The organism is Bifidobacterium avesanii (genome assembly GCF_009299475.1).
Lineage (GTDB): Bacteria > Actinomycetota > Actinomycetes > Actinomycetales > Bifidobacteriaceae > Bifidobacterium > Bifidobacterium avesanii.
Genome location: NZ_WBSN01000008.1, coordinates 18,725 through 45,356, shown reverse-complemented (window position 1 = coordinate 45,356; position 26,632 = coordinate 18,725). Strand labels below are relative to the sequence as shown.

General features: G+C 62.9%; 19 protein-coding genes. 10 read left to right on the top strand and 9 right to left on the bottom strand.

Annotated elements, in window-relative coordinates; translation table 11 throughout:
• Positions 1-24: 24 nt before the first annotated feature.
• The 4 genes from DSM100685_RS05710 to DSM100685_RS05695 are packed head-to-tail and all read right to left on the bottom strand — an operon-like array spanning position 25 to position 4,270.
• Complete coding sequence (locus DSM100685_RS05710; protein WP_152350394.1) at positions 25-1,215, bottom strand: ABC transporter substrate-binding protein; 1,191 nt, start codon at positions 1,213-1,215, stop codon at positions 25-27.
• Between the two features lie 45 nt (positions 1,216-1,260).
• Positions 1,261-2,196, bottom strand: a complete 936-nt coding sequence (locus DSM100685_RS05705) for an ABC transporter permease (RefSeq protein WP_152350393.1) — start codon at positions 2,194-2,196, stop codon at positions 1,261-1,263.
• A 23-nt stretch (positions 2,197-2,219) separates the two neighbouring features.
• A complete protein-coding gene (locus DSM100685_RS05700) occupies positions 2,220-3,023 on the bottom strand; it encodes an ABC transporter ATP-binding protein (protein ID WP_163201067.1) in 804 nt (267 codons plus the stop codon).
• 26 nt (positions 3,024-3,049) lie between these two features.
• Entirely contained in the window at positions 3,050-4,270 is a 1,221-nt protein-coding gene (locus DSM100685_RS05695) for an amidohydrolase family protein (protein ID WP_152350392.1), read from the bottom strand.
• Between the two features lie 354 nt (positions 4,271-4,624).
• On the opposite strand from DSM100685_RS05695, the gene DSM100685_RS05690 reads away from it, so the two are divergent.
• Entirely contained in the window at positions 4,625-6,874 is a 2,250-nt protein-coding gene (locus DSM100685_RS05690) for a GH25 family lysozyme (protein WP_152350391.1), read from the top strand.
• 83 nt (positions 6,875-6,957) lie between these two features.
• Here the strand turns inward: DSM100685_RS05690 and DSM100685_RS05685 are convergent, their stop codons facing one another.
• From DSM100685_RS05685 to DSM100685_RS05675, 3 genes are all read right to left on the bottom strand, one after another.
• Positions 6,958-7,908: a glycosyltransferase family 2 protein gene (locus DSM100685_RS05685; RefSeq protein WP_152350390.1), complete on the bottom strand. Its 951-nt coding sequence runs from the start codon at positions 7,906-7,908 to the stop codon at positions 6,958-6,960.
• 68 nt (positions 7,909-7,976) lie between these two features.
• Complete coding sequence (locus tag DSM100685_RS10730) at positions 7,977-8,543, bottom strand: hypothetical protein (RefSeq protein WP_163200979.1); 567 nt, start codon at positions 8,541-8,543, stop codon at positions 7,977-7,979.
• A gap of 66 nt (positions 8,544-8,609) precedes the next feature.
• Entirely contained in the window at positions 8,610-9,803 is a 1,194-nt protein-coding gene (locus tag DSM100685_RS05675; RefSeq protein ID WP_239512670.1) for an NlpC/P60 family protein, read from the bottom strand.
• Positions 9,804-9,837: 34 nt separating this feature from the next.
• On the opposite strand from DSM100685_RS05675, the gene DSM100685_RS10725 reads away from it, so the two are divergent.
• The 3 genes from DSM100685_RS10725 (at position 9,838) to DSM100685_RS05665 (ending at position 14,709) form a co-directional block, all read left to right on the top strand.
• The gene (locus DSM100685_RS10725; protein WP_163200983.1) at positions 9,838-10,200 is read left to right on the top strand and encodes a hypothetical protein; all 363 of its coding nucleotides are present in this window, start codon (positions 9,838-9,840) and stop codon (positions 10,198-10,200) included.
• A 145-nt stretch (positions 10,201-10,345) separates the two neighbouring features.
• Positions 10,346-12,541 carry a hypothetical protein gene (locus DSM100685_RS05670; RefSeq protein WP_152350388.1) on the top strand — a complete coding sequence of 732 codons (2,196 nt, stop codon included), beginning with the start codon at positions 10,346-10,348 and terminating at the stop codon, positions 12,539-12,541.
• Between the two features lie 23 nt (positions 12,542-12,564).
• Positions 12,565-14,709: a hypothetical protein gene (locus DSM100685_RS05665; RefSeq protein WP_152350387.1), complete on the top strand. Its 2,145-nt coding sequence runs from the start codon at positions 12,565-12,567 to the stop codon at positions 14,707-14,709.
• Positions 14,710-14,801: 92 nt separating this feature from the next.
• On the opposite strand, the gene DSM100685_RS05660 is transcribed toward DSM100685_RS05665, so the two are convergent.
• On the bottom strand, positions 14,802-17,024 hold the full coding sequence (locus DSM100685_RS05660; RefSeq protein WP_152350386.1) for a glycosyltransferase: 2,223 nt from the start codon (positions 17,022-17,024) through the stop codon (positions 14,802-14,804).
• 83 nt (positions 17,025-17,107) lie between these two features.
• Between DSM100685_RS05660 and DSM100685_RS05655 the strand changes: the two genes are divergently transcribed.
• Both DSM100685_RS05655 and DSM100685_RS05650 read left to right on the top strand, forming a co-directional pair.
• Entirely contained in the window at positions 17,108-17,941 is an 834-nt protein-coding gene (locus DSM100685_RS05655) for an ABC transporter permease (RefSeq protein WP_152350385.1), read from the top strand.
• Positions 17,941-19,281: an ABC transporter ATP-binding protein gene (locus DSM100685_RS05650; RefSeq protein ID WP_152350384.1), complete on the top strand. Its 1,341-nt coding sequence runs from the start codon at positions 17,941-17,943 to the stop codon at positions 19,279-19,281. Before DSM100685_RS05655 ends, DSM100685_RS05650 begins: the two co-directional genes overlap by 1 nt.
• Positions 19,282-19,460: 179 nt before the next feature.
• Here DSM100685_RS05650 and DSM100685_RS05645 read toward each other — a convergent pair whose 3' ends face one another.
• The gene (locus tag DSM100685_RS05645; protein ID WP_239512672.1) at positions 19,461-21,521 is read right to left on the bottom strand and encodes a glycosyltransferase; all 2,061 of its coding nucleotides are present in this window, start codon (positions 21,519-21,521) and stop codon (positions 19,461-19,463) included.
• A gap of 158 nt (positions 21,522-21,679) precedes the next feature.
• On the opposite strand from DSM100685_RS05645, the gene DSM100685_RS05640 reads away from it, so the two are divergent.
• From DSM100685_RS05640 to murA, 4 genes are all read left to right on the top strand, one after another.
• Positions 21,680-22,333, top strand: coding sequence for an NUDIX hydrolase (locus DSM100685_RS05640; RefSeq protein WP_152350382.1), 654 nt, complete (start codon positions 21,680-21,682; stop codon positions 22,331-22,333).
• Between the two features lie 124 nt (positions 22,334-22,457).
• The gene (locus DSM100685_RS05635; RefSeq protein ID WP_152350381.1) at positions 22,458-23,513 is read left to right on the top strand and encodes a CPBP family intramembrane glutamic endopeptidase; all 1,056 of its coding nucleotides are present in this window, start codon (positions 22,458-22,460) and stop codon (positions 23,511-23,513) included.
• Between the two features lie 292 nt (positions 23,514-23,805).
• Complete coding sequence (locus DSM100685_RS05630) at positions 23,806-24,936, top strand: beta/alpha barrel domain-containing protein (RefSeq protein WP_152350380.1); 1,131 nt, start codon at positions 23,806-23,808, stop codon at positions 24,934-24,936.
• Positions 24,937-25,047: 111 nt separating this feature from the next.
• A complete protein-coding gene (murA, locus tag DSM100685_RS05625) occupies positions 25,048-26,373 on the top strand; it encodes a UDP-N-acetylglucosamine 1-carboxyvinyltransferase (RefSeq protein WP_152350379.1) in 1,326 nt (441 codons plus the stop codon).
• The last annotated feature ends 259 nt before the right edge of the window (positions 26,374-26,632 follow it).

Below are 26,632 nucleotides of genomic sequence, written 5' to 3'. Positions count from 1 at the left end.
GGATTATACGGAGGACGGGGACCGTCAGGCTCCGAACTGGATGGTCTTGTCGATGAACTTGTCCGTGGCCAGATCGGACGCCTTCAGCGAATCCGGCACGGCGGTGCCGGTCTGCTTGAAGATCGGGCCGAACGTGTCGATGATGCTCTGGATGCGGTTCATGTCGATGCCCGCCGCCGCGCCGGCTTCGTCACCGATGATGTCCTCCTTCTTCAGCGCGTCCCACGTGAAGTTGCCCAGACCTTCCGAATACACCCAGCCGTCGTTGTACTTCTGTGCGGCTTCGGCGATGCGCTTCACGGTCGTGGAACCGTCCTTGGCGTAGTTGACCGCGGACTTCTGGATCAGTGGCACGAGCTTGGCGAGGCAGCCGGCGTTCTTCTCCACGTCGGCGGTGCGCACCGAGTACATTTCGGGGTACACGTTGTATCCGTAGTCGGACAGCTTCTCATAGGCGATGTCCTTGCCCCACGACTGGATTTCGTTCTTGTATTGATAGGGCTCGCTGGTCGCCAGGCCCTGCTGCGCGACCTTGGGGTCGGAGACGAACCGCGCCGGGTCGCCCGTATAGCTCGGGTCGATCTGCGAGGCCTTGATGATGCCCTTGGATTCCAGCAGCGGGGCCCAGACCGCGGCCGGGTTGGACAGGATGGTCGCTCCGGTGGTGCCGAGGTCCTTGATGGTCTTCACGTTGGGATACGTGGCCGGATCCCACATGATGATCTGGGGCGACTGCTTCAGCGGCGCCGCCACCGCCGTGTAGGGCGTGCCCGCGGCGGCCGCGGAGATCAACTGGTCGGTGTTCATGAACGTCAGCAGGGTGTCCGTATTGACATAGCCGATGGTCGCCGCGGTCTGGCTGCTGGGCACGTTGCGAATCGTGACCTTCACGCCGGTCTTGTACCCATCGACGGTAAGCGTGCCGGAGGTTTCCTTCTTGTTGGTGTCGATGTAGTAGTCGTCGCCCAGCAGATTCCACGCGGTGCCGTATTCGGCCTCGGGCTTCCAGTCCATCTGGATCACCACGTTTGACGGACATACGGATTGCAGATTGTAGGCGTCGGGGATGTTCTCGGACAGCTGGGCCGGGGCGCCGCTGGCGCTGGCCGTCTCGGAGCCGCATGCCCCCAAGCCGACGAGCGCAGCGACGGCAAGGGACGCCGCACCGAAGGTGCGCATTTGCTTCATGATGTTGGTGATGTTGTGGTTGCGCATGGTTGTTTCCTCTCTCAACGTGCGTTATGTGGCGGGTGGTTGGCGTTATTCGTGGCTGCGGGTCAGGTGCCAGTGGGCGATGACCATGTCGCTGAGCTTGTTGAACACCTCGAACACGATCAGGCCGAGCACGGCGGACATGACGATGGCGGCGAACAGGTCCGTGGACTGCAGACGGCTGGTGTACACGGTGATCAGCGTGCCGATGCCCGGGGTTCCCTGCGTGAAGTACATGTCGGCCACAACCGCGCCGACCACGGACAGGCCGCTGGAGGTCTTCAGACCGGTGAAGATGCTCGGCAACGCGGCCGGCAGCTCGAGCATCCACAGACGTTGGCGGAACGAAGCCTGGCGGGTCTGGAACAGGTCGACCATGCCCTGATCGATGTTCTGCAGGCCGAACAGCGTGTTGGAGATGATGGGGAACAGGGTGAACAGCACGCACACGGTGGTGCGGGACGCAAACCCGTATCCGAACCAGAGGCCGATCAGCGGAACCAAGGCGAGTACCGGGATGGTCTGGAGGATCACCGCGTACGGGTAGATCGCCTTTTCCGCGAGCTTGGAGTGCTTCATGATGATTGCCGTGACGACGCCGATGATGAAGGCGAGCAGCAGACCGAACAGGGCGACCCTCGTGGTCAGCAGCAGTGCGGTCATCATCGGGGCGAAATGGTCGGGGAGCATCAGCGAGCCGGTGAGCACCTTGGCCGGGGCGGGCAGCAGGAATGCGCGCTGTCCCAGAACGTAGGTGCTGACGAACGTCCAGATCGCCAGACCGCAAACCAGGGAGATGAGGCCGGGAATGACGTTGGTGACGAATTTGGGAACCTTGATTTTGGGCTCCGCCGGTTTCGTGTAGACGGTGACGTCCGCCATGTCGGTGTCGGCCATGCTGCCCTCCTTCATGTTCTTGCGCGTGGCGGCGGCGGTTGCCATGGTTGTTTTGCGTGTCAGCGTGGGAATGGTGATGGCGGTCATGATCCTCTTCTTTCCTCGGTGGCCTACTTGCTGGGGGACCCGTGCTCCGGGTCACTCATGGCGCTGCCCTTGATGAGGGCGTTGGTGATGCGTTCGACGATTTGCTGGAATTCTGGCTGATAACGGTAGGATGCCGGCCTCGGGTAAGGGGCGGGAACGGTGATGTCGTCGATCACGCGGCCGGGACGGGCGGCCATGACGATGACCCGGCTGCCCAGATACACGGCCTCGCTCACGCTGTGGGTGATGAACATGCCGGTGAACGGGTTGTTGACGATGATCTTCTGGAGTTCGTCCTGCATATGCAGCCGCGTGATCTCGTCCAGCGCGCCGAACGGCTCGTCGAACAGCATGACGGACGGTTCGAGGGACAGGGCCCTGGCGATGCTGACGCGCATCTTCATGCCGCCGGACAGCTGGCCGGGATAGCTGTCCGCGAACTTGTCCAAATCCACGTTGTACAGGACGTTCATGGCCTTCTTCTCGTAGTCGTCCTGCTTGAGGCCGTCCAATTTGCCGGGCAGTTCGACGTTCTGCAGCACGGTTTTCCAGGGAAGCAGGGTCGCGTCCTGAAATACGACGCCGGGTTTCGTCTTGGGGACGACCGCCTTGCCGCTGGTGGGCCAGCTGAGTCCGGCGGCGATGCGCAGCAGCGTGCTTTTGCCGCATCCGGAAGGGCCGACGATGGTGACGAACTGTCCGGGTTTGATGGTGAAGTCGACGTTCGACAGCGCTTCGACGCCGTTGGAATATTGCTTGCCGATGTGGTCGAAGGTGATGGATCCGGTGCGATGCAGCGTGTCCGGCATGGTCTTGGTTGCTGTCATGGGATGCTCCTTGTGTGCGATGAGGTTTAGAGGTCGAGGATTTGTGCGGTGGACGTTGTCTTGGCGATGACCTTCCCTCGTCGGACGACGATGCGGTCCGGGCCGCCGGACGCGATGATGCCGGAGAGGGTCTGTCCCTTGATGAGTACGAAGTCGGCGGTTTGGCCGGTCTGCAGGGATGCCGGCGGAAGATGCATGACCTTGCGTCCCTCCTCGCTGGCGATGAGGTAGGCGTCGACGGGATCGACGTGTCCCGCGACGACCATGAGGGAGACCATTTCCAGCATGTCGCCGCGCCCGAACGGGTTGAACGGATCCTGCATGTTGTCTCCGCCCGCGGCAACCGTGATGCCGTGTTTGCGGATGCGATTGATGGGGGTGATGCCGCGCGGTGTGGCGACCGGATGGTCCCAGCCCTGAAGGAAGAGATTGGTCTGGGGATTGGTGATGATGGTGATGCCGGCTTCCCGGGCGACCTCGAGAATGTCGTCGAGCTTGTCAAGTGGCTGGACGGACAGGCTGACGCAGTGTCCCGCGGAGCGGATGAGGGAGGGATCCCAGTCCCGGACCCGCTTCGCATAGTCGAGAATGGTGAGCATGCCGGGGTCCAGGGTTTCGTCGGTGTGCATGTCCGCGCCGACGCCGAATTCCTCGGCCACGTCCAGCAGCCTGTTGAGATCCTCGACGGGATGCTCGCTCAGGTGCGGGGCGCCGCCCACGAGATCGACTCCCGCCTTGATGGCTTCCCTGACCGTTTCGACGGGCAAGCCGTCATGGCTCAGCGCGACGATCTGCAGGTCGATCAGATCCTTGTATTTGTTCTTCAGATAGACAAGAGCCTTGGCGTTGGCGAGCGGGTCCTTGCCCAGACCGAAATTCGCGTGGGATCGAAGCGCGGTGACTCCCGCCGCAATGTATTTGCGCAGCGCGCGCTCGGCGCGGACCACGATCTGCTCGTCCGTGAGGGTGGGGGCGAAGCGGAACCAGCAGGCGCATGCGTCCTCCAGACTGCCCTGAGGACGTCCGGCTTCGTTCCAAGTCAGAGCCTTGTCGATGTGCGCATGCACGTCGGCCATTGGCGGCAGGGCGGCCCAGCCTGAGGCGTCCGGGCGCGGGGAGCCTGCGTACGTCTCATCGGCCGTGACAACGCCGTTGGCAATGCTTAAGGACAGGGGCCGGTCCCTGACGTCGGTGGCGTTGGCAAAACCGCTGATCGTGTCCCCTACTTGCAGATCGTCGACTCGCATGATGCGCAGCTCCCTTTCTCCCGAAATACAACAAACGGGAAGACCAGCCCTCCGTTTGTTGAAGAGTGGGGCAAGTCTTCCCGTTTTCGGTAAGCATTATGTAATCAGCGTTGTGTAACCGCTGACGGTTCGTCGGGTAACCGGCCAATTACGAAATGGGCGTGGATCGGCGTGCGGTACATGCGTCGTTCACATTCGGGTGCGGTGGCGGAAACAATGGCGCGCGGAGATGTGCGACCGGAGCGTCACGACCGGTGGCCGTTGACGGCGTGTTGCGGTAGGTTGGATGGTTGGGAGTGTCCACCGATCCGATGCCGTGCGAGTTTGCCGGGCGGGAAGGCGAAAAGAACAATCATGAAGAAGAATTTGGGTGCGAGACTGACCGCGCTGGGCGCGACGGCGGTCGCGGTGTGCATGACGGCCGGCTTCGGTCTGTCCGGGGCGTCGGCCGACGCGTTCGACGGGGCCGCGTGGGTCGTCTCCGCGCAGGATCAGTCCGGTCAGACGGATCAGGCGCAATCCGATCAGGCCGCTGCACAGGAGCTGCCGGAGACGGTGAGCGAGGCGATCCCGGACGACGCCACGATCGTGTCGCCCGATCTGGCGGTCACGAACGACGGTACGGTCAAGGACGTGAAGACCGGCGACACGGTGACCGATCCGCGGCTCGTGGGCACCGAGGCGACGCCGCCCGACCCGCTGGAGAAGACCGACGGCAAGACGTACATCCCGGTCAGCGTGCAGGACGCCAAAGAGGCCAAGGATGCCGAGGCCAATGGGGCCGGCACCGCGGACGCCATCGTGGCCACCGCGGAACCGGTCGTCAGCTTCGCCAGCTACGTGGATAACGGGCAGTCCGGTCAGTTTGACCAGTTCGCCGTGACGCCCGCCGCCGAGAGGGCCTCCAGCGCCTACTGGGGCACCTACAACGGCTCCAAGGCGTTCTTCCAGGGCGACGGACAGCTGTTCGTGCAGCGGGCCAAGAAGGTGATCGACGTCTCCCGCCACAACGGCACGATCGACTGGCAGGCCGCCAAGAACGCCGGCGTGGAGGGCGCGATCATCCGCATCGGCTTCGGCGCCAGCAACGACAACGTGACCGCGCAGATGGACTCGCAGGCACAGCGCAACATCAGCGAATGCAAGCGCCTCGGCATCCCGTTCGGCGTGTACCTCTACTCCTACGCGGACACCACCGCCATGGCCGCCGACGAGGGCGAATACACGGTCCGTCTGCTCAAGAAGTTCGGCGTCTCCCCGTCAAACCTCTCCTATCCGGTCTACTACGACCTCGAGCAATGGACGTGGACCGGCCACAAGCCGCCCACCAGCCCGTCCGCCTACGAGCAGATCGCGCGCGCCTGGTACGCCAAGCTACAGAACGCCGGCTACGGCAGCCATCTGGGCATCTACTCGTACACGAGCTACCTCAACGGCCCGCTCAACGCGAGCTACATCCACGAGCGCACCACGTGGGTCGCCCAGTACTCGAGCCGCATCACCTACACCGCGTTCTCCTCGAACTGGCGCGGCTGGCAGTACACGTCCGTCGGCTCGATCAACGGCGTGGGCGGCAGCGTGGACGTGAACGCGTTCGGTCAGCGGACCGTGACGAGCTCGGGGAACTCGAATTCGGGCGGGTCGGCGAGCAAGCCGAACAACAGCAAGCCGAATGTCAGCAAACCCACCTACACCACCAAGGGAGCGATCGGCATCTATCGCAACGCCCACGCATGGCTTGGCTCTCCGACGGCCAACGAGTTGAAGGTCAAGGGCGGCGCCTCGCAGTCGTTCCAGAACGGCACGGTGTTCTGGGAGTCCGCAACCGGCAACACGTACGCCACCAAGGGCGGCATCCAGGGCGAATACGCCAGCCTGCGCTGGGAACAGGGCATCCTCGGGTTCCCGAGCTCCGACGAGCGCCAGCTGCGCGGCGGCGCGTCCCAGTCGTTCGCGCACGGCCAGATCCACTGGACCCAAGCGCTGGGCGCGCATTTCACCCGCGGTGCGATTCAGGACCATTGGGCGGCCCTTGGATGGGAAAACGGTTGGCTCGGGTATCCGACCGGTGACGAATTGACCGTCCGCGGCGGCGCCTCGCAGACCTTCCAAGGCGGTACGCAGTTCTGGAGCCCTTCGACCGGCACACAGGCCGTCAAGGGCGGCATCCTGAGTGAATATGCGAACTTGCGCTGGGAGCAGGGCATCCTCGGGTTCCCCACGTCGGAGGAACGCAGACTGAACAACGGCGCCTCGCAGTCGTTCCAGAACGGTCAGATTCACTGGACTCCGACGGCCGGCGCACATTTCACCCGCGGTGGCATCCAGAACTATTGGGCGTCCACCGGTTGGGAGAACAGTTGGCTCGGGTATCCGACCAGCGGCGAACAGAACACCAATGAAGGCGTAACACAGATCTTCCAGCATGGCGCCGTGCATTGGCGCCGATCTGATGGTCATGTATACACATCCGCCTATGTGGGACGTGTCCATCGTGGCGCGTTCTGCTCCGCAAACGGTGCCGTTGGCAACGGCGATCAGGACAACCGCATTCTGGTGTGTGCCACTGCGAGTGACGGACGGCTGCGTTGGCGCAATAAGTAAGCGCGTGCGCCGGTGCATACGAATTAGGGGCCTGCATCCGATCTGTGGATGCAGGCCCCTAATATCTCGTCCTAAAACATCATTCAGTGTGTGTGTCGTTTTTGGTATGCGAAGAGGTTTTTGTCGATGAGGTATTGCTTGCGGTCCTTCTTGGCGAGCACGTCGAGGATCACGCCCGACACGATCAAAAGCAGCCCGACCATGATCAGCAGGACCGACACGATCAGCGTGGGGAACCGGGCCACCAGGCCCGTGGCCCAGAACTCCGCGACCACCGAGCCGAGGAACCCGGCCCCCGCCAGGCCGATCAGGCCGCCCAGGACCGTGAAGAACGGCAGGGGCTTGTACTCGCGGATCAGGCGGAAGATGGTGCCCATGACCCGGATCCCGTCGCCCACGGTGTTGAGCTTGCTCACCGAGCCGGCGGGCCGGTCCCGGTACTGGATGGGCGTCTCGTACAGGCGGACGTTCTTGTCGAGGCTGTGGATCGTCATCTCGGTCTCGACCTCGAAGCCGCGGGAGAGGACGGGGTAGGTCTTCGCGTACGTGAACGAGAACGCGCGGTATCCGGTCATGATGTCGCGCACGTTCGCGCCGAACAGGCGGTTGATGCACCCGCGCACGAGCCGGTTGCCGAAGTTGTGGAAGGGCCGCTTGTTCTCCTTAAAGTACGTGGAGGACAGGCGGTCGCCGATGACCATGTCGTAGCCCTCGAGGACCTTTTGGACCATGGCCGGGGCGGCGTCGGCGGGGTAGGTGTCGTCGCCGTCGGCCATGACGTACACGTCGGCGTCGATCTCCTCGAACATGGCGCGGATGACGTGTCCCTTGCCCTGGCGGGGCTCCTTGCGGACGATGGCCCCGGCGTCGCGGGCGATTTGGGCGGTGTGGTCGGTGGAGTTGTTGTCGTACACGTAGATGTCCGCGCCGGGCAGGGCGGCCTGGAAGTCTTGGACGACCTTGCCGATCGTGACCTCCTCGTTATAACACGGCAACAACACCGCGACAGTCGGCTTCTCAGTCTTTTCTTGCATAGGATCCCATCTTACTGAACGATGCGGCATGACATATGATCGTTGTGGCATCAACGGTGTTTGGCGTCTCACTGTTCCGTGACGTACAGGTTCAGACCGCTGTGCTGGTTGTAGCTCCATGTGGCGGTCAAATTATTCCACGTGGCAGTTTGTTGCACCGGCTGGTCGGCTTTGGCCTCGATCTGTGTGCGATCCTCGGCGGGCATCTGCAGCGCGTCCGCCACGCACGAGAACGTCGAGAAATCCGATCCGCTGCCGGACAACAGCGTGAGCGACTTCGAGGATTCGTCGTAGACCAGTGTCTCCTTGGAAGGATCCTCCGCGTTGAACGTGTTGTGCGGGTTGCACGAGGCATCCGTTTGAGCGAGGGCGGACGACGGCACCTGCGACGATTCGGATTGCGAAGGCGACGGCGTCTCGACGGGTGCGGACGTGGACGCGGAGCCGGTCGATGACGGCGACGTGGTCGTGGTCTGCGAGGACGGAACGGGCGTGGTGGGCTCGGCGGCCGGCTGCTTGTTGCCACCGGCGAGAACGTACCATGCCACCGCCACCGCGATGATCGCCACCGCGGCCACCGCGCAGATGATCACCGCGCTCGTGCGGGATTTGCCGTTATGGGAATGCTCGTCCATGAGTCAAACCTTTCTTTTATAGCGATTGTACGGCGCCTTGTATGAAGACGCCGTACAATCAGACGATCAGACGAACGGGCGCGCGACGGCGGTTGGGGAGCCGTTGTTCCACATGTTGTTGAGCCGCACCGACGGCACGTTGGCCTCGATGATCTGGTCGTTGCCGAGGTAAATCGCCACGTGCCCCGGCCAGAAGATCAGGTCGCCGCGCTGGCGTTCCGCAAGGGAGACGTGCTTGAAGCGCGAATCCGCCGCCATGTTGTTGGCGTCGTGGCTGTGCCACGGGTCGTACCAGTGGTTGGTGGGGTTGTACTCCTTGAGATCCATGCCGGTGGCGTAGAGCGACTGCATCACCAAGCCGGCGCAGTCGACGCCCACGCCGGGCTGCAGGGCGTAGTCCCACACGTAGCGGGTGCCCAGATAGTCGTAGGCGCGGCTGATCATGGCCTCGATGGCCTGCTCGCGCGTGGCGCTCATGCCAATGCGCGATGGCGAGGCATAACCGAAGATGCTGCGGTTCGGCACGGATACGTTGCAGGAGCTCACTTGGAAGTACTGGCCAGGGTTCTGCCAGCCCTTCTTGCCGCAACCGTACCAATGCAATGTGCCGTGCTGGAAGTTCTGGGCGCGGCCCTGACCTGAATCGTATTCGTCGCTGGTGGGGTAGCCGAGGTTGCCGCCCTCCCAGCGCTGCGCCGCGTACTGGTCATTGATGCCGCCGCTGGTGGCATGCGCACCGGTGGCGGGGGACCAGAAGACGATGCCGTATTGGAACGTCTGGGAGGCGCCGCCGTCGCGCAGTCTCGTGAGCTCGTCACCGATCGGATAGCCGAGCCAGCCATTCTCCCAGCCACTTGCCGCCCAGTAATCGCGGATTGCGCCTGTTGTGGCGTGTGCGCCGGTTCTTTGCGTCCAGTGGATTTCGCCGTGTTCGAAGCTCTGGGTGGTTCCGCCGTTGATCTTGCGTTCGTCGGTGGTGGGGAAACCGAGTTGGCCGTGTTCGAATCCGTGGTTGCGGTAGGCGACGAAGATGCCGTCGTGCACGTAGTGTGCGCCGGTTTTCTGGGTCCAGTACATGGTGCCGTGCTGGAAGAGCTGGTAGACGCCGTTGGCGGTTTTGGTTTCGTCGCCGACGGGGTATCCGGCCTGTCCGTTCTCCCAGCCCAAGTCGCGCCAATGATCCTGCACGGCTCCGGTCACTGCCCATGCGCCGGTCTTCGGAGACCAGTAGATGCGGCCATGCTCAAACTGCTGGGCCATACCACCGTCCTTGAGACCGGTTTTCATGTTGGCCGTGGGCTTGCCGAGTTTGCCCTTCTCCCCGCCGAGCGACTGGTATTTCTTCGCGATTGCGCCGCTGACCGCATATGTCGGCTGCGCCGGCTTTGTACTTGGCTTCGCCGTGGTTGTGGGTTTTGAAGTGGGCTTGGCAGTGGCAGTTGACTTGGTTGACGGCGTTGTCGTTTGCGTCTGCTGTGTTTGCGTTTGCCGTTGCGCAGTGCCGGAATCGGCGGCTTGCGCCGCTACGGGCGACAACGTCGCGCACACGGTAAACAGACAAACTACGGTTACGGATAAACGCTTGAACGAAGTGGCGCGCGGCCTCATCGCGGTTTTCTCTTTCTCTCGAACATCATGCTCTTTTTCTCTAATGTAGACAGACGGCAAGAAATTGACATGATGGGGATGAGACGATCTGGTGAAATCTGTATGATGTCCACACGAGAGTCGGCTGCCAGCCGGTTAGGAGACAGGCTCGGAGCATCCTTGCGTGGCCTGAAGAGTTGTGAAAGGTGACGTGAATGGCATTGCCGCGTCGAACCGATGGCCACGTGCCGGGACCGCGTTGTCCTGTACGCTGCACCGTCACGGGTGCTTTGCTGGCCGTTGCTGTGTTGGTTGCGCTAACCCTTGAAATCTTCGTGTTCAATTTGCCTACATGGCAAACGGCTTTTGACGAGAGACCGTCTGCACAGATCATTTTGGGGTCTGGCGTCTCTTATGGAGACGATGGGCGCCTCGTTGGCGCCGAAGAGGCGGAAGGCAACGAACAATATGTGGAGATCCGCACGGATTCCGGCGCCAGCATCGACTACCTCAACGTCACCGTATTGCCGTTGAACGCCGAACGTTGGGCAACCGAAACCGATCATCACGGGCAGACGAAATCCAAGCCGGATGTGGTGTCCTTCGACGTGCTGACGGCTCAGGGAAACGGAACCACGACCACATGGTATGAATCCACGGCCCAATCCACCGTTTCCAACGCGACGGATCGCGCCGGCTACGTACATGTTGCGGCGCGCTCTTCAGCGGTCAGATTGCGGTTCCATGCGGGTGCGGATCAGCCGCTTGGCATTGATGAGATTACGGTGAACCCGCGCATTCCCTTCGCGTTCAATGCGGTGCGTGCATTGCTGGTTGCGGGCATATTAGCGGCCATGGTGCTGCTGCGCCCGGGATCGGAACTATATCGGATGCGTTTGTTCGATGGCTCCCGTCGGCGTTGTGCCATGCTGGCCGTGCCCGTGGCGGTTCAGATCCTACTGTGCGTGGTGGCGTGGCAAGCGGCGGGCGGTTCTGACTCTTTCCGAGGCATTCAGGAGCAGAGCGCCATCGGCGGGCATGATTTCGACTGGGACCAATATGCCAATCTGGCGGATGCGCTCATCCATGGCCATACCAATCTCTCGTTGGAAGTGCCGCCGGAGTTAAGCGCGCTCGAGAATCCGTATGATGCTCCCTCCCGGTATGACGCGATCAGCGCCGGCATGACGCCGGTGTACTGGGACCACGCGTATTATCAGGGCAAGTATTACAGCTACTTCGGCGTGATTCCGGCGATCATCGCCTATATGCCGTATCAGCTGATCACCGGGAAGTGGCTTGTCACCTCCATCGCCGTGCTGGTGTTCGCCGTCATCGTGCTGGTCGCCGCCATGGCGCTGATGGTCGCAATCGCTCGCTCCTTCTTCCCGGAGACCGCTTCCGTGGGCGCAACGGTCATGATGTACTTCCTGTTCACCATGGGCACCTTCATGATGTGTCAGGTCACCGGCGCGAATTTCTACTCGGTGCCCGGATTGTCGTCAATGATGTTCACGCTCATTGGCCTGAGCCTGTGGATCTCAGCCAAGCGCCCAACCAGATCGGGCGGAGTGTCTTCGACCAAGGTGTTTTTGGGATCTCTGTGCATGGCGTGCAATCTGGGCTGCCGACCGCAGTTCGTTCTGGCATGCGCGCTGGCGCTGCCGCTGTTCTGGAATGAAATCGTGCACAAACGCCTGCTGTTCTCCAAACGCGGGCTGTTGCCCACGGTTATGGCGATCGTGCCGTTCTTCCTGGTCTTTCTGCCGTTGCTCGCCTACAACTACGCGCGTTTTGGATCGTTCTTGGACTTTGGCAGCAACTACAATCTCACGGGTTTTGACATGACCAACATCAACCGTCCATTGCGTTTGATGTTGCCGGTGGCGATGTACTACCTGATCCAGCCCCCCAGCATTCAGGGGATGTTCCCGTTCTTCTCGTCTCCCGGCACTCCGCTGGATCTGTGGGCGCCAAATGAACCGGCTGTGGGCGGCGTGATCATGCTCATGCCCGCGTTGCTCGCGGTGCTGCTGGTGGCGCGCCTGCGCAAGCGGGAAGACCGTACGATGTTCGCCGTTGCTATCTCATGCTTGGTGCTTGCGGCCGCGGTGGTGTTCGTGGATGCCGAGATGTGTGGCTATTCATGGCGGTACTATTTGGATTTCACATGGCTGCTGCTGCTGCCGCTGACGTTCGTGGTGTTTTCCATCGATGCGGAGCGGAAGGATCGCGATGCCGTGTCGTGGACGCCCTATGCCAAGTGCGTGATGACGTTTCTGGTGGTGTCCCTGTTCGTGGCGGCGCTCGCGCATTTCGGCCTGCTGTTCATGACGAGCAGGTACTACAGCGTTATGGAATTGAACCCCGTGGCCTACTTCCAAGTGGCCGACTGGTTCCTGATGATGTGATGTGCGGGAGGTGACGGTACGATATGGAAACGAAGCTCATGAAACACAGCCGTCGATCGATGACGACGGTCCTCATGCTGGTGGCGGTGCTTTTGGCCGGACTGTTGGAGGTCGGCGTCTTCAACGCTCCCTATTGGAATACTCGCGGCAACGTCGGTCAGGCCGCGACGATTGATGTGGGGGCCGATTTGGATCCCCGCGCCGACGGCACGTATGACGTTACGGCGTTCAGCGGCAACACCTACTTGGAAGTGACCTCCGACGAGGACATCGACTACCTGCTGTTGAGCACGGACAATGCCGCGCAGTTCGGCAATGAGACCATTTCCTTCCTGCTGTCCACTCAGCAGGAGACGGATTCCGGCTATTACTCCGGCAGCAGATCGATTCACTACGCGCCCGTGTCGCCGACATCCGGCTACGTCAAGGTCGGCGGCAAATCCCGCATCGTCAAGCTGCTGCTGCAGCCCAAGAACGTGGGCGACAACATTCCGATCACCGACATCACCGTTAATCCGCAAGTGCCGTTCCGCATCAATTCGGTGCGTGTGGCGCTGGTGATCGGTCTGTTGTGGCTTGCCGTGCTGTTGCGTCCGAAGTCCGAACTGTTTGCATGGCGATTGCAGGACGGCGGTCAGTCGCAATGGCGGCAATGGGTGTGGATGGCCGGTCTGACCATGGCGGAAATGCTCGTGCTGACGGCGATCTGGATGTTTGCCGGCAACGGCATTCATGGGTACCGTGGCGTGACGACCGGTGTGGGTGGCCATACCGTGGACTGGGATCAGTATGGTCATCTCGCCGAATCGTTGCTTCATGGACGTGCGTATCTGGATATTCCGGTTTCCGACGGGCTTAGTCAGTTGAGTAATCCGTACAGTCCGGCAACCCGTTACGCCGCCATCGCAAACGGCGACGGTCCCATCTACTGGGATTACGCTTACTATGGCGGCAAATACTACTCATATTTCGGCGTCATCCCGGCCGTGTTGGTGTTTGTTCCCTATCAGTTGCTGCGCGGACGGATGCTACCCACCACGTATGTGGTGTGGCTGTTCGCCATGATCTCCGTGATCGCGCTGAACCTGCTGCTGGTGCGCGTCGCCCGTGCTTGGTTCAAGGGCACTGCCAGCATCGGTATGACCACTGCACTATCGCTGGCGTTCGTTCTGGGCTCCAACATGCTGTGTCAGATGTTCTCGCCGAATTTTTACGCCGTGCCGGTCATGGCGTCGCTGGCCTTCAGCCTGACCGGTCTATGGGCGTGGTTGCGAGCCAAACGCGTTCCGGGACGTCTATCCTCGGGCTGGGTTGCACTGGGCAGTCTGTGCATTGCCTGCAATCTGGGCTGTCGACCCCAATTCATCCTCGTGGCATTGCTCTCGATCCCGCTGTTCTGGACTGAACTGGTGAGGGATCGTCTGCTGCTGTCCGTTCGGGGATGGAAGGCTACGCTTGCCGCTCTGTTGCCGTTCTTGCTGGTCTTCATTCCGATTCTGGCATACAACCAGATGCGCTTCGGCAATCCTCTGGCATTTGGCAGTCAGTACAATCTCACCGGCTTCGATGCGACTTCACCGGTCATCTCATGGACCAGCTTGCTCCCGATGGTCTTCTATTATCTGTTGCAGCCGTTGAACTTCACCGGCTATTTCCCGTTCTTCTCGGCCGAGGTGGCCACGTACCGTACATGGGTGCCCACGGAGCCCCTGCCCGGCGGCATCCTCATGATTGCACCCTTCATGTTGGCGGCGGCACTGATCATGCAATTGAAGCGGTTGGAGGACCGCACTCCGCTGGCTCTGTCGTGGCTTGCTCTGGCCTGCGCTTTGGCCGTGCTGGCCGCGGACGGGATGCTGGGCGGATCGAGCTGGCGGTACTACACGGATTTCGCGTGGCTGTTCATGATCCCGACTGTTTTCGTTATGTACCGGATCGATGCGGACACCCAGCGCAGCGTTCGCGATGGTGCTGTTGAAGGCGTGGAAAGCGAAGAGGTGTCACGCGCACAGGTTTCACGCCTGACGTTCCGCTGCTTCATGGCGCTGCTGGTGCTTTCCCTCATCGTTCAGCTCCTCATGCTGTTCATGGAGAACCGCTATTACAGTCTGATCGACACACGTCCGCAGCTGTATTTTATTTTCTCCAACATGTTCATGGCATTTTGAGACAACGTACCGGGACACGGAAACGGGGTTGCCGCACATTCATGTGCGGCAACCCCGTTTCCGTGTTGGTGCAGCGCGTATTCGTAAATGAATCAGCGCGTGCGCTTCATCATATGCGCCTTCTCCTGTGCCTTGGCCACGAACCAGGACGGCGAGAGCTTCTTGGCGGCGGCGATGATCGCGGTGCCGGCCTTGAGACGGGCGGAGTTCTCGTAGTCGCGGATGCGCTTGTCGCGGTCGAACAGGCCGTCCTCGTCGCGTAGCGCGCGCTCCTCGAGCCACAGGTCCAGCGAACCGCCGAGCGTGATCTTCTGGAAGTCGTTGAACGCGTCCGTGTCGTCGAAGTACAGGGCGCCGCGGCTCTTGATGTCCAGCATGCCGCTGACCTTGTCCTTATAGGCGTTCAGATAGGCCTGAATGCCCTCGGGCGTGTAGCGCGAACGCAGGCCGTACATGAAGCTGCTGAGCAGGGCGTTGAGGTAGCCCTTCTCGTATTCGCCGTACGCGCCGGTCTCCCTGAGCCACTCGCCGGTGGACAGCACCGAGTCGATGTCGGCTTGGGGCTGGCTCGTGTACGGGATGTTCTTGACCAGGCTCAGCCAGAACGCGGAGCCCACGCGCTGACGCTTGGTGTTGTCGATGCCCCAGTCGAACTTGAGGTCCAGCACGTACAGCGACTGTGCGGCCAGCAGGGCGCGTGCGCCGAACTCGTACATGTTGTCCGCGATGTCGTGCGGGCCGGCGGCAATGCCCTTGTCGCGCAGGAAGTCGGTGCGGAACAGCTTGCGCCAGCCGTAGTCCCAATCGAACATGAGCGCGGTGTCGTTGAGCTCTCCCGCCTGGAACGGGCCGTACATGGCTCCGTGCTCGCGGTCGGCGCGGTCGATGAAGTACTCCGGGTCGACGCCGCGGTCGATGAGCTTCTCCGCCAGATAGTCGTAGTGCACGCTGCCCGCGTCCAGCAGGACCACGTCGGCGTTCGCCTTCTCCGCGCCGGAGCAGGCGGCCACGAGCATGTCCTCGCTGATGATGAAGTTGGACGGCACGAAGATCGTGTACGCGCCGCGGGCCAAGCCGATGGCGTCACGTGCGCGGCTGGTGATGGAGCGGTCCCCGTCGTCCGGGCCGCCGGCGATGACGAAGCGATGGTCCTTCTTGGCGAACTCGCGCGCCACCGTCATGGTGCTGTCGGAGGAGCCGCCGTCCGCGATGATGAACTCGCACTTGAGCTTGGAGTACTTGGTGAACGCCTCGAGCGTGTCCACGATCCACGAACGGGCGTCCTTCATGAGCAGCACGATGGACAGGTCCGGGTGTTCCTCGGCGTCATGCTCATGCACGTCGTAGGAGTCGCCCATGAAGTCCATGTAATAGTCGAGGAACTCCGGGCGCAGGCCCTCCATGAGGAAGACCTCCTTGCGGTCCATCGAGGCGAACACCTCATGGATGAGCGCGCGGATGTCCGAGCCCTTGTCCGTGTAGCCGAACTCGCCGATCACGGATGTGACGTAGTCGAATTCGCGCGAGTAGAAGGCGCGCATGATCTCCTTGGACACGTGCTGGGATTCGAGGAACTCGCGCATTTCGCGCAGCCGGTCGAACGGCAGGTGGTAGTCCTTGAGGAACACCGAGGCGCCCGGATTGGTCTGGCGGTAGTAATAGTAACGGCCAGGCATCCACGCGATGCGGTCGGCGAGCACCATGGTCTGCGCGAAGAACGGGTTGTCGGTCCAACCGGCGCCCGGAACCTCCTTGAAGCGGATTTTCATGCCGTTCTTGTTGTCGCCGTCGAGGAACGCACGGCGGTAGACGGCGGACCAGATGGACGGATGGTGGTAGAAGGGGGCCGGGAACTCCTCGAGGCTGAACTCGCAGCGGCGCTTGGGCATGAAGTTCGACAGGTTGGGGGAAAGCAGCGCCTCCTCATACTTGCCGTTGGCGTCGTAATACTCCCAATAGGCGCCCTTGACGATGTCGAGGTTGCCGTTCGGCGACGACGTGCGCGAGAGCAGTCGGCGGTACATGTTCGGGTCGAGGAAGTCGTCCGGCTCCACGATGGCGACCCATTCGCCGGTGGCCATGTTGAGACCGCGGTTGCAGGTGGCGCCGTAGCCTTCGTTCTGCTTCTCGATCACCTTGAAGCGGTCGTCCGCGGCGGCGAATTCCTTCATGATGTCAATGGAGTGGTCCTTGCTGCCGTCGGAGAACAGCAGGCACTCCCAATCCGTGAAGGTCTGGTTCTTGATGGAGTCGAGGCACTGCCTCAGAAAAGCCTCGGTATTGTAGATCGGCACAATGATGGAAAGTTTCGGCATGGGCAGAATTCTATCAGCGGCGGTGGAGACGCAATGCGGCGAATTCGCTGATATGGGGCGGCGCTGATAGGATAATCCCCGTGATGAAGGCGATAGAACAACTGCGCGATCGATACAGCTACGGGCTCACAATCCTTCGCGGACTGGTGAAGACCGATTTCAAACTGCGCTACCAGGGCTCGTTCCTGGGCGTGGCGTGGTCCGTGCTCAAGCCCCTCATGCTGTTCGCCGTGATGTACGTGGTGTTCGGCAAGTTCCTGCGCATGACGGACGGTACGCCCACCTACCCGGTGGTGCTGCTGCTCGGCATCTGCTCGTGGAACTTCTTCGGCGAGGCCACGTCGATCGCCCTGCATTCGATCGTGGACCGCGGCGACCTGCTGCGCAAGATCCACTTCCCGAACTACATCGTGGTGGTCTCCGCCACGTTGGGCTCCATGATCAGCCTCGGCATCAACTACGTGGTGGTACTCGTCTTCGCGTTCTTCAACCACGTGCAGTTCACGTGGCGCGTGCTCCTGCTGCCCCTGAACGTGTTCCAGCTGTGGGTGCTGGCGCTCGCCTTCGGCCTGATCTTCAGCACCATGTACGCCTACTACCGCGACATCGCGCACATCTGGGAAGTGCTCCAGCAGATCATCTTCTACGGCATGCCGATCATCTACCCGCTGAGCTACGCGCAGGAGAAGGGCGGCGAGATCGGCAAGTTTGCGCGCTTGGAGCTGCTCAACCCGATCGCCCAGTCCATTCAGGACATCCGCCACAACTTCATCGCGCCGGCCACCCAGCCGACCGTGTGGAACCAGTTCGGCGGCTGGATCCCCCGCCTGTTCCCGATCGTGCTGACCGTGGTGCTGATCGTGGTGGGCGTGTACGTGTTCCGCAGGAACAGCAAGAAGTTCGCGGAGGTCATGTGATGAGCGAGGAAATGACGACGAAGACGATGACGTTCGAGGACAAGCCCGTGGTCCTTTCCGTGGACCACGTCTACAAGAACTTCAAGCTGCCCACCGAGCAGGCCACCGGCCTGAAGCAGGCGTTCATCAACTGGACGCGCGGCATCAAGGGCTACAAGACCCAGGAAGTGCTCAAGGACATCTCGTTCCAGGTGCATCAGGGCGAGTTCTTCGGCATCGTGGGGCGCAACGGCGGCGGCAAGTCCACGCTGCTCAAGATCATCTCGCAGATCTACTACCCGAATCAGGGCACGGTGAGCGTCAAGGGCAAGCTCGTGCCGTTCATCGAGCTGGGCGTGGGTTTCAACCCGGAGCTCACCGGCCGCGAGAACGTGTACCTCAACGGCTGCCTCCTCGGCTTCACCAACGAGGAGATCGACGCGATGTACGACGACATCGTCGAGTTCGCCGAGCTTGAGGACTTCATGGACCAGAAGCTCAAGAACTATTCGTCCGGCATGCAGGTGCGCCTTGCGTTCTCGGTGGCCATCAAGGCGCAGGGCGACATCCTCGTGCTCGACGAGGTGCTCGCCGTGGGCGACGAGGCGTTCCAGCGCAAGTGCGACCAGTTCTTCACCGACGTGCGCAAGGATCCGACCAAGACCGTGATCCTCGTGACCCACGACATGGGATCGGTCAAGAAATACTGCACGCGCGCCATGATGATCAAGGACGGCGAGGTCGCGGCCATCGGCGACAAGGAGTCCGTGGCCGACCAGTACACGCTCGCCAACCTCGAGGCCGAGCAGAAGAAGGCCGAGAAGCAGCGCGCCAAGGAGGAACAGAAGGGCCTGTACCCGAACGGCCTGAACGAGCACTGCCCGCTGCTGCGCACGATCAACGTCTCGCCGCTCATCTGCAAAAGCTCCGACACGTTCCGCTTCGATGTGGAATACCAGTACGACGAACCGGGCGACTTCTATCTGGCCATTGCCCTGCACGACATCGCGCGCGGCGGCATCACGTACGACACGGGCGCCAAGACGTTCAAGATGACCAAGCACGGACATCAGACGGTGCATTTCGAAATGCCGCTCAACCTGTTCAACAACGGCGAGTTCCGCCTGTTCACCTCGCTGCGCACGCAAAGCGCCGTCGACCCCAACAACACCGATCTGGTGGCCGTGGCGATCGACGACAACGCCTGCACCTTCGTGATCCGCGACGAGCGCAACCGCGACTACGCGTTGCTGAGCGACCGCGCGATGACGATCACGCCGACCGCCGAGGAAAGCGGCGTGGAGATTGTGGATCCGGGTCTGCTGGCCCAGCTGCGCATCAACGCCGGTGAGGCCGAGTGAACCGCGGCTGAGGCGTCAATCGCATCAGACTGTGCATCAAACTGCAGGGGGAGTGGAATTCGGCGCAATCATCCGGATTCCACTCCCCATTTGTGTTTTCTACCTCATTTTCTGCATCATCCCATGGTTTTCTGCATCATCTTTGCGATATATGAGGCAGGAAACCATGGGATGAGGCTTTAATCCCTGTCCGCGCTGGTCTCCTCGAAGACTCGTTCCCACACCTTCATACTGGCCATGTCGTAGTTGCGATAGGCCTTGCTGAGGCGCTCCCAGTCGCGCAGCAGCCTGCGGGAAAGCGCCAGACCTTCTCGCAGCTCGCGGCGGTACAGCTTGCTGTCGCGACGGCACCACGAGACGGAGTTGCCGTCGGGGGATGTCACCAGCGCGGAGTTGACGCCCACGAACGAGCGCCAGATCGCGTCCTTGGCGGGGATGGCGATGTCCGGAGTCTCGTCGTGCGTGCCGTCGCCGCGGGAGACCACGGCCTTGGCGATCGCCTTCAGTCCGTCGAGCTGCACCGCGCGGGAGGTCTTGGGCGTGGCGCGGGAGACGAACTCGCGCTTCGGCTCGGGGAAGTCGGACTGGTCCTTGCTGACGGTCGTGTCGGCGAACCCCTCGCGGGCCTTGCGCACCTCGGCGAGCTTGCCGGGCATGGAATCGACGATGTAGCCCGGTCCCCTCATGATGTCGACGAGGCCCATGTGCCGCAGCTTGAGCGCGGAGTATACGAACTTCAGACCCACGTTCACGTCGCCGTAGAGCATCTCGTACGCGAAGCGCAGGCTCGGCTTGCGGCAGTGCAGCAACGCGCAGATCCAGCGGTTGCGCTGGAAGAAGTACTCCTCCCATGTGCGCGAGGGATCCTTGTCGTGCCACGCCTGATGCCACACGGCGACGCCGGGCAGGCACACGCTCGGGTACCCGTGCTCGCGGGCGCGGATCGCGTACTCCATGTCGTCGAACTTGATGAACACCGGCAGCGACAGACCGATGTCGCGGATCACGGCGGCGGGGATGAGGCACATCCACCAGCCGTTGTAGTCCGTGTCGATGCGGCGGTGGCGTTCGGATGCGTCGCGCAGCGGCGATGAGGCGAAGTCGTGGTTGTAGCCGAGACCCTGCGAGCCGTACATCCACATCGTGGCCATGTTGAACCGCTCACCCTGCGTGTACAGCACCGTGCGGTTGTCGAGGTGCAGCATGCCGCCGCCCACGAGCATTGGCGTGCGCACGTAGTCGGAGAACTGCACCGCGCGCACGATCGCCTCCGGCTCGCTGATCGCGTCGTCGTCCAGCAGCAGCACGTAGTCGCTGCGGCCCGCCCTGACCGTCTCGTACATGCCACGGGAGAAGCCACCGGAGCCGCCCATGTTGGCTTGCCGGATGTAGGTGAGCTGACTGCCAAGCTCCTCGCTCACCTCATCGAACCCGGGCTGGTTTTGCACCAGATCGGTGCCCTGATCCGTGCAATAGATCGTGTCGAGGCGCTCGCGCACCGACTGTTCCGCCGCGATGGTGCGCAGTTGGTTCATGCAGTAGGGCGCGCGGTTGAACGTGGTGATGGCGATGGACAGCTTGGTGGGGTGATCGGCGGTTCGTGCGGCCCGCGGCGCGGCCCAGGAGGCTTCTTCGACCGTAAGCGGCGCATCGTCGGCGGACTCGGCGTCGAACCAGAAGTAGCCGCCGTCGATCAGGCCCGTCATGGGGATGACCGCTTCGACGGTGGTGAAGTTTTCGGCACTGTCGACCGCGATGGTCTGCACGGGGGAGAACAGTCCGCGGCCGCTGGACTTGAACACCGTGATCTCGCCGCGGCCCTTGACTCGCGCGGTGAACCGCACCGCGTCGATGCGTGTCCAGCGCTTCCAGTAGCTCGCCGGAAACGCGTTGAAGAACGTGCACAGCGAGACGTGCCTGCCCGGTTGGACGGTCATGCTGTTGCGGCCGTCAACGATGAAGACGCCCTTCGCGGAGACGTTCGAGCGCGGCACCACGCTCTCGTTCACCAGTCGCTGGAATCCGGACGGGTTCATGGATTGGAAGTCGATCCGGTGGATGTCCACGCGCGGGTCGAACACGGCATCCGTCAGATGCGGGCGGGTCCACTCGACCACGTAGAGCGGCATGGTGAGGTCCTGGTCCTTGACGGGATAGACCACGCGGTTGACGACTTCCCACTCGGGGGCCTGCGCGGCTTGGGGGGCTTGCGAATCCTTGGCGTTCTTGACGTTCGGCATGGCATTCATTATACAAACGACCACGCGGTCGTCGCCTGCACCGCCGCCCCGGTCATCGCCTGCACCGCCTTCGGGTGGACGGGTGCGGGGGTATGCGGTAGGCTGATACGCACTCAATGAGGAAAGTTACGTAATTACGTCAGTGAGGTATATCCAGTATGGTCGACGCCAACAACGCCATGGCCGGCGATTCCGCCAATGCCGTGCCCGCCAACGGTCCCGCCAATCCCGTCTCCGCGATCCGCAGCGGTCTGGAGCCGCAGCTGCTCGTGCACGAGGAGAAGGAGGTGTTCCGCGGGGGCGACGACGCCTCGTTCACGGTGATCGAGGCCACGGTGAGCGCGCCGGGCAACGACGAGGAGACGTATCCGATCCTGTTCGCGCAGGTGCGCGGCGGGCAGCCGAGCGCGGTGTGCGTGGCCGTGCGCGACGGCAAGCTGCTGCTGGCGCAGCATTGGCGCATCGCCACGAACTCGTTCGAGTGGGAGTTTCCGCGCGCCATGGGCGAGGCCGGCGAGATCGCCAGCGCGACCGCCGAACGCGAGCTGCTCGACGAGGCCGGCGTGCACGCCACGGGCCGCCGTCTGCTGCAGATGATCCACGCCGACACGTGCAAGCTGCGCGATTCGGTGGCCGTGGTCGAGGTGACCGTCGACCCCGCCGAGGACGCCGGCATCCCGCGCACCACCGAATCCACGTTCGCGTGGCTGCGTCCCGAGGAGATCGACCAGATGATCGCGGACGGCGGCATCATGGACGGTATCACGCTCGCCTCCTACATGATCTGGAAGGCCCACCGCGCCGAGGCGTAGGTGCGGCGGCGGCCATACGTCGCAAGTTTGTCGAAAATGCCCTCTGACGGCTCAAACGGCGGTTCGGTCATCGTCAGAGGGCATGAATCACACGTTTGTGGGAACCGCCCGGTAGGCTGGTGTCATGTCGATGCCACAGCCGCCGCATTACGCCCCGTATCCATATCCGTACCCGCCGCTTCCGCCGGTCTCCCCATTTTCCCCGGTCAAGGCCGCGCGCCGCACGATGCGCCGGGCCGTCAACCGGCCGGCCGGCATGGTGCTGGCGTGCTGGGCCATTGCGCAGGGGCTCGCCTTCATACTCATGGGCGTGGTGGGCGCGATGGAGGCCATCAGGCGGATGGAGAGCGGGGCCGGGGCCGCCTCAATGAGCGAGGCGGTGCGCAGCGGCGTGCAATATGCGGGCGTGATCAGCCTCATCGGGTTCGGCACGGCCATGGTGTTCCTGCTGATCGCCAATCGGCGCATGGTCTTCCGGCGCGGCTTCTGGACGGGCGAACGCGGCGAGGTCCGCCGCATGCGGGCCGGCTGGGCGCTTGACTTCCTCGGCCTCACCCTGTGCGCGCAGGCCGTGTTCAGCCTGACGCAGGCGCTGTTCGCGGCGCTGGGCGTCACCACGGTGTCCCCGGCGCTGCAGTCGCTCGACGACTCGGCGGTCACGTGGCAGATGTGGCTGTACATCGGCCTTGTGGGGCCGGTGTTCGAGGAGCTCCTGTTCCGCGGCGTGCTCATGCAGTCCCTCGCGCCGTACGGGCGCAACTTCGCCATCGTGACTTCCGCGACCATGTTCGCGTTCTACCACGGCGATCTGGCGCAGGGAACGTTCGCGTTCTTCATGGGATTGCTGCTGGGATTCGTCGCCATGGAGTACTCGCTGACGTGGTCGATCGCACTGCACGTGTTCAACAACGCCGTGCTGGGCGGCGCGCTGCCCCAGCTTGCCGCGCGGTACGGTGACGCGGGCGGTGTGGTGTATGGGCTGGCGCTGCTGGGAGTCGGCATCGTCGGCGGCATCGTGGTGTTCGTGCGCCACGGGCGGGAGATGCGGGCCTACGCGCGGTTCAACCGCTCGCCGCACGGCACTTATTGGGGTTGGACGTCCCCGTGGTTCATCGTGTTCATTGCGTTGGAGTCGCTGGTCATCGCGATGTCGCTGATCGGTTTGGCGCTGGCGGCGTAGGCTACTCTCCCTTCCGAGGGCAGATTTTTCCATATGCGGACATCTACTCCGCCTTTCTAGGGCACCTCGACGGCGAACAATCCGGCGGGGAGGCCTCATTTTACGCGGAATTTCGGGGCATATATGGGCGCATATGGGATTTGCTGCGTTGCGAAGTGCCCTCGGAAAGTGGAGTAGATGTCCGCAAAACCCTGAATCTGCCCTCGGAAGGCGGAATAGGGGGAAGAAACGTCGTATGCAGAATCAATGCAGGGGCCACCACGGTGACCGCGGGCTCGCGTACCCTTGAAGCATGAGTGATTTCGAGCCGTTTTACGATGTGAACCGCACCTATGACGAGAACTACGCGGACGGTCCGTTCGGGGCGTTCGCCACGGCTTTGCGGGAGGAGCCGGGGACCCCGGCCGGCGCCGCCGAAGATGCCGCCGCCCCCGATAAAGCCCGCGAGTCATTCCTCGGCTTCGACGTGAACCTGCCGTTTGGCATTCCCGCCGGCCCGCTGCTCAACTCCCGTTTCACCACGGCCGCGTTCCGCATGGGCTTCGACTTGGCCGTGTACAAGACCGTCCGCTCCCGCGCGTGGGGCTGCAACCCGTTCCCGAACGTGCTGGCCGTGCATCCCAAGGCCGCGAACGGCGAGCTCGCGCCCGGCAGCGCCGAACTCGACGAAGGCGTGCTAGCGGACACCAACTACCAGCTGCCCATCTCCATCTCGAACTCCTTCGGCGTGCCGAGCCGCGACCCGGACGTGTGGCAGCCGGACATGCGCGACGCCATCGCCGCCGCCGGCCCGGGCCAGCTGCTCGTCCCCAGCTTCCAGGGCTCCCGCGTGGAGGGCATGAGCCGCGAGGACTACATCGCCGACCACGTGCGCACGGCCCGGCTGGTGTGCGAAACCGGCGCCGGACTCATGGAGATGAACACCAGCTGCCCGAACGAGGGCCACAACCGCCTGCTGTGCCACGACGCGCATCTGGTCGGCGAGATCACCGAAGCCGTGAAGAACGAGATCGGCGACCGCCCGCTCATCGTGAAGCTCGCCTATCTGCCGGACGATCTGGACGTGGAACGCATGGTCCGCGAAACCGCCGCCCGCGGCACCGTGCAGGGATTCGCGACCATCAACACCATCAGCGCGAAGCTCGTGGACGCGCAAGGCAACCAGGCGTTGCCGGGCGAGGGGCGCGAGCGCAGCGGCGTGTGCGGCGCGGCGATCCGCTCGGCCGGCCTCGACATGGTCCGCCGCCTCGCCGCCGTGCGCGAACGGATGGGCCTCGACTTCGCGATCGTGGGCGTGGGCGGCGTGATCGAGCCGGGCGACTACGCGGCCTACCGCACGGCCGGCGCGGATGCCGTGATGTCCGCCACGGGCGCGATGTGGGACGCGAATCTGGCGCGCGAGATCAAGGCGTCGCTGGAGTGATCATTCCCGGTTCGGCTACGGGCGCATTTCACCATGTCCCCACACGCGCTGTGGCAGACTGAAGCAAGATCGCAAGAGCAAGATCATCAGAGTCATCAGAGGAGAAACGACGTGGCAAAGGATTCCAAGGACATCCTCCATGTGAACGGCGGCAAACCGCTCAACGGCACCATCAAGGTTCGTGGCGCCAAGAACTTCGTGAGCAAGGCCATGGTGGCCGCGCTGCTCGCCCCCGGAACCTCGGTGCTCAAGAACGTGCCGGAGATCCGCGACGTGCATGTGGTCTCCGACCTGCTGCGCCTGCACGGCGTGACCGTGAATGTGGACGGCGACAAGGGCGTGGTGACGATCGACGCGAAGCACGTCAAGCTCGCGTCCGTGGCGGACGTGGACACGCTGTCCGGCTCGTCGCGCATCCCGATCCTGTTCTCCGGACCGCTGCTGCACCGTCTGGGCGAGGCGTTCATTCCGGCCCTCGGCGGCTGCGCGATCGGCGGGCGCCCGATCGACTTCCATCTGGAGACGCTGCGCAAGCTCGGCGCCACGGTGGACAAGGAGCACAAGGACGGCATCCACATCACCGCCCCGAACGGCCTCAAGGGCGCGAAGATCCACCTGCCGTACCCGTCCGTGGGCGCCACCGAGCAGACCCTGCTCGCGGCCGTGCTCGCCGAGGGCAAGACCGAGCTGTCCGGCGCGGCGATCGAGCCCGAGATCATGGACCTCGTGGCCGTGCTGCAGAAGATGGGCGCGATCATCTCCGTGGACGTGGACCGCACGTTCCGCATCGAGGGCGTCAAGGAGCTCAAGGGCTTCACGCACACGTCCCTCACGGACCGCATCGAGGCCGCGAGCTGGGCGTCCGCGGCGCTTGCCACGCACGGCGACATCTTCGTCAAGGGCGCCACCCAGCCGGAGATGATGACGTTCCTCAACGTGTTCCGCAAGGTGGGCGGCGAGTTCGACGTGACGGACAAGGGCATCCGCTTCTGGCACCCGGGCGGCGACCTGAAGCCCGTGGCCATCGAGACGGACGTGCACCCCGGCTTCATGACCGACTGGCAGCAGCCGCTCGTGGTGGCCCTCACCCAGGCGAACGGCCTGAGCATCGTGCACGAGACCGTGTACGAGAACCGCTTCGGCTTCACCAAGCCGCTTGTGCAGATGGGCGCGACCATCCAGCTGTACCGCGAATGCCTCGGCTCCCTGCCGTGCCGCTTCCAGCAGCGCAACTACAAGCACTCCGCCGTGATCTTCGGCCCCACCCCGCTCACCGGTCGCGACATCGACGTGCCGGACCTCAGGGGCGGCTTCTCGCACCTCATCGCGGCGCTCGCGGCCAAGGGCCCGTCCGACGTGCACGGCATCTCGCTCATCGACCGCGGCTACGCGGACTTCCGCGGCAAGCTGGACCAGCTCGGCGCGGACTTCGAGTGAGGCGACGGCCTGCGGACTGAGCTGAGAGGCTGAGAAAGACTGAGAAGTTGTGAGACTGAATGGGCGGGGCGGAAATGCCTCGCCCATTTGCGTAGACGCAGGTGGCGCATCGGGTGATGGACGGGGTTGACGGACGGGCGGAGGACCGGTCTTCCAGCCCCGGCGTCGCATGGTCCCACAACACGCCGCACCGGTACAAGGTTGCACTGGGTATGGCGGCGAATAGACTGGTCGGCGTCCGTCGGCGGGCCGGGCGCGG

Coding starts and splice junctions, on each gene's coding strand:
- DSM100685_RS05710 (WP_152350394.1), bottom strand. CDS start 1,215: ATGCGCAACCACAACATCACCAACATCATGAAGCAAATGCGCACCTTC.
- DSM100685_RS05705 (WP_152350393.1), bottom strand. CDS start 2,196: ATGACCGCCATCACCATTCCCACGCTGACACGCAAAACAACCATGGCA.
- DSM100685_RS05700 (WP_163201067.1), bottom strand. CDS start 3,023: ATGACAGCAACCAAGACCATGCCGGACACGCTGCATCGCACCGGATCC.
- DSM100685_RS05695 (WP_152350392.1), bottom strand. CDS start 4,270: ATGCGAGTCGACGATCTGCAAGTAGGGGACACGATCAGCGGTTTTGCC.
- DSM100685_RS05690 (WP_152350391.1), top strand. CDS start 4,625: ATGAAGAAGAATTTGGGTGCGAGACTGACCGCGCTGGGCGCGACGGCG.
- DSM100685_RS05685 (WP_152350390.1), bottom strand. CDS start 7,908: ATGCAAGAAAAGACTGAGAAGCCGACTGTCGCGGTGTTGTTGCCGTGT.
- DSM100685_RS10730 (WP_163200979.1), bottom strand. CDS start 8,543: ATGGACGAGCATTCCCATAACGGCAAATCCCGCACGAGCGCGGTGATC.
- DSM100685_RS05675 (WP_239512670.1), bottom strand. CDS start 9,803: ATGGCCCAGCAGTTTGAGCATGGCCGCATCTACTGGTCTCCGAAGACC.
- DSM100685_RS05670 (WP_152350388.1), top strand. CDS start 10,346: ATGGCATTGCCGCGTCGAACCGATGGCCACGTGCCGGGACCGCGTTGT.
- DSM100685_RS05665 (WP_152350387.1), top strand. CDS start 12,565: ATGGAAACGAAGCTCATGAAACACAGCCGTCGATCGATGACGACGGTC.
- DSM100685_RS05660 (WP_152350386.1), bottom strand. CDS start 17,024: ATGCCGAAACTTTCCATCATTGTGCCGATCTACAATACCGAGGCTTTT.
- DSM100685_RS05655 (WP_152350385.1), top strand. CDS start 17,108: ATGAAGGCGATAGAACAACTGCGCGATCGATACAGCTACGGGCTCACA.
- DSM100685_RS05650 (WP_152350384.1), top strand. CDS start 17,941: ATGAGCGAGGAAATGACGACGAAGACGATGACGTTCGAGGACAAGCCC.
- DSM100685_RS05645 (WP_239512672.1), bottom strand. CDS start 21,521: ATGCCGAACGTCAAGAACGCCAAGGATTCGCAAGCCCCCCAAGCCGCG.
- DSM100685_RS05640 (WP_152350382.1), top strand. CDS start 21,680: ATGGTCGACGCCAACAACGCCATGGCCGGCGATTCCGCCAATGCCGTG.
- DSM100685_RS05635 (WP_152350381.1), top strand. CDS start 22,458: ATGTCGATGCCACAGCCGCCGCATTACGCCCCGTATCCATATCCGTAC.
- DSM100685_RS05630 (WP_152350380.1), top strand. CDS start 23,806: ATGAGTGATTTCGAGCCGTTTTACGATGTGAACCGCACCTATGACGAG.